The 2,610-nt window shown below is 63.6% G+C and carries 2 protein-coding genes; one reads left to right on the plus strand and one right to left on the minus strand.

Annotated features, from left to right (window positions below):
• Positions 1-1,808, plus strand: a 1,808-nt coding sequence (locus ABYO54_RS15930; protein WP_372809218.1) for an aldehyde dehydrogenase family protein, incomplete at its 5' end; no start/stop codon positions are given.
• 2 nt (positions 1,809-1,810) lie between these two features.
• Here the strand turns inward: ABYO54_RS15930 and ABYO54_RS15935 are convergent.
• Positions 1,811-2,610 (minus strand): hypothetical protein (locus ABYO54_RS15935; RefSeq protein ID WP_372809219.1); only part of this gene is annotated, 800 nt, incomplete at its 5' end.

Genomic DNA, 2,610 nt, shown 5'->3' on the forward strand with positions numbered 1-2,610 from the left:
AGAGCCGTGGCGACCTGATGGGCGCGGCGGCCGTCAACACCGGAAAAATCTTCAGCGAAGCCGACGTCGAGGTGTCGGAAGCGATCGACTTCGCCGAATACTACCCCTTCACCGCCAAGGCGCTCGCCGACATGGAAAACATCGAGGCCAAGCCCAAGGGCGTTGGACTGGTTATTTCGCCGTGGAACTTCCCGATCGCGATTCCATGCGGCGGGATCATCTCCATGTTGGCCGCCGGCAACACCGTGCTCTTCAAGCCGGCCTCCGACGCGGTGCTGGTGGCCTACGAGCTGTGCAAATGCATCTGGAACGCCGGCGTCTCCAAGAAGGTGTTGCAGTTTGTTCCCTGCTCCGGCGCAAGCGTCGGCCCAACGCTGACCAACCACCCCGCGGTCCACAGCGTGATCCTCACGGGCAGCACCGAAACCGGCATGGAGATGCTCAACGGCCGCCCCGACATCCAGCTCGCCGCCGAGACGGGCGGCAAAAACGCCACCATCGTTTCCAAGATGTCGGACCGCGACCAGGCCATTGCCAACATCGTGCATTCCGCCTTCAGCAACTGCGGGCAGAAGTGCTCGGCGACCTCGCTGGCGATTCTCGACCAGGAGCTCTACCACGACAAACTCTTCCGAGCGCAACTCGTGGACGCCGCGAAAAGCTGGGCCGTGGGTTCCGCCTGGGATTTCAAGAGCAAGATGGCCACGCTCATCAAGCCGCCGTCGGGCGATCTGCTGCGCGCGCTGACCGAGCTCGAACCCGGCGAGGAGTGGGCGCTGAAGCCCGAGTGCGTCGACGGCAACCCCTACATCTGGAGCCCCGGCATCAAGTGGGGCGTCCAGCGCGGCAGCTACACGCACACCACCGAGTTCTTCGGCCCCGTCCTCGGCGTCATGTGCGCCAACGACCTCGACGAGGCGATCGACCTCGCCAACGAACCCGGCTACGGCCTCACCTCCGGCCTCGAAAGCCTCGACCAACGCGAGCAGGCGCACTGGAAGAAGCGCATCCTCGCGGGCAACCTCTATATCAACCGCGGCACCACGGGCGCGATCGTCCTGCGCCAGCCGTTCGGCGGCATGCGCAAGTCGGCCCTCGGCGCGGGCATCAAGGCGGGCGGGCCCAACTATGTGGCCCAGTTCATGGACATCCGGGACACCGCCCTCCCGCCGCAGCAAAGCATTCTCGAAGACCACCGCCTCATGCGCGTCGTGCAGGATTGGCAGACGCGGGTGCACTGGGGATCGTTGGCGGAACACGCCGAAGACCTCACCCAGGCCGCGCGCGCGACGCTGAGCTATCTGCACCACTACGAACAGGAGTTCGGCGTGGAGAAAGATTATTTCCACCTGCGCGGACAGGACAACATCGTCCGCTACCTGCCGATCGGCAAGGTGCTCGTCCGCGTGCATGCGGACGATTCGCTCTTCGAGGTGCTGGCCCGCTGCACCGCCGCCCTGGCCGCGCGCTGCGAACTGGTCCTCAGCCTCCCGGAAGGGCTCGACAACGCCGTGGTGAAATTCATCAACGGCAAGGATTGCCGCTTCATGCTGAAGGGTTCCGAGGTGGTGGTGGAAGACGATGCCGCCGTTGCCGCGCGGATGGGCTCGGTGCAGGGCATCCGCTACGCCGCGCCCGACCGGGTTCCGGCGGTGGTCTACGAACGCGCCGCCGAGCTGGGCTTCTACATCGCCCGCGAGCCGGTCATGATGGAAGGCCGCATCGAACTGCTCCAGTATTTCCACGAGCAGGCCGTCTGCCGAAACTACCACCGCTACGGAAACCTCGGCGAACGCTCGCTCGCGTAGCTCTATTCCAGCCGAAGCTTTTCGGTGAGGTCGTCGAACTGCTTCATGATGGCGGGGTCGTTGAGCGGAATGACGGGATCGACCGTCAGTTCGCGCAGCTCCTTGAAGGAGGTCTCGAACTGCTCGAAGGTATCGAGCAGTTCGGCGCCGACCCAGGCGGTCTTGTAGGTGTTTTTCGCGACATCCACATCCACCGAAAGGCGTTGCACCTCCTCGCCCAGCCGCTTGTGCGAGGTGCGCATGTATTCCTGCACCTTGCCGCACACCTCGATGAAATGGCCCTGGGCTTCGAGGTTTCCTTCCAAGATGGCCTTCTGGCTGTCGGAAAGCCCGTTGGTCCGGAGCAGCCTTTCGGTCTCCTTCTGCGTGAGGAGCATCCGCCGGCCCAGTTCGTCGACCCGGACGAGATAGACGCCGTCGATCGTATCGAGCACGTTGCGGTATCCCAGCAGCATGGCGTCGTTCAGCACGACGTAGAGGCCGTAGTAGCGCTTGAGCACATCGGGGTTGGCCTCGCCCGCCCGGATCTGTTCGGCCAATTGGTTGGAGAGCATCTTGACGTTGATGAACAAGCCGCAAAGGTCGAGATAGCCCTCGCCCTCCATCTTCGAGAGCGAGAGGAACAGCTTGGCCTGGGGCGTGGCAATCTCGAGCCCGTTCGTTTTGAACAGGTCGCGCAACTCCTCCACCACCCGATCCTGCTCGGCGCGCACGTCGGCAATGTATTCCTCGGCGTTGGCGATTTTTTTGTCGAGGTCGGACTTGGTGGTTTTCCACCCCATCAGATCGTCTTCGGTCGGGG

Source organism: Pontiella sp., from assembly GCF_041622395.1.
GTDB lineage: Bacteria > Verrucomicrobiota > Kiritimatiellia > Kiritimatiellales > Pontiellaceae > Pontiella.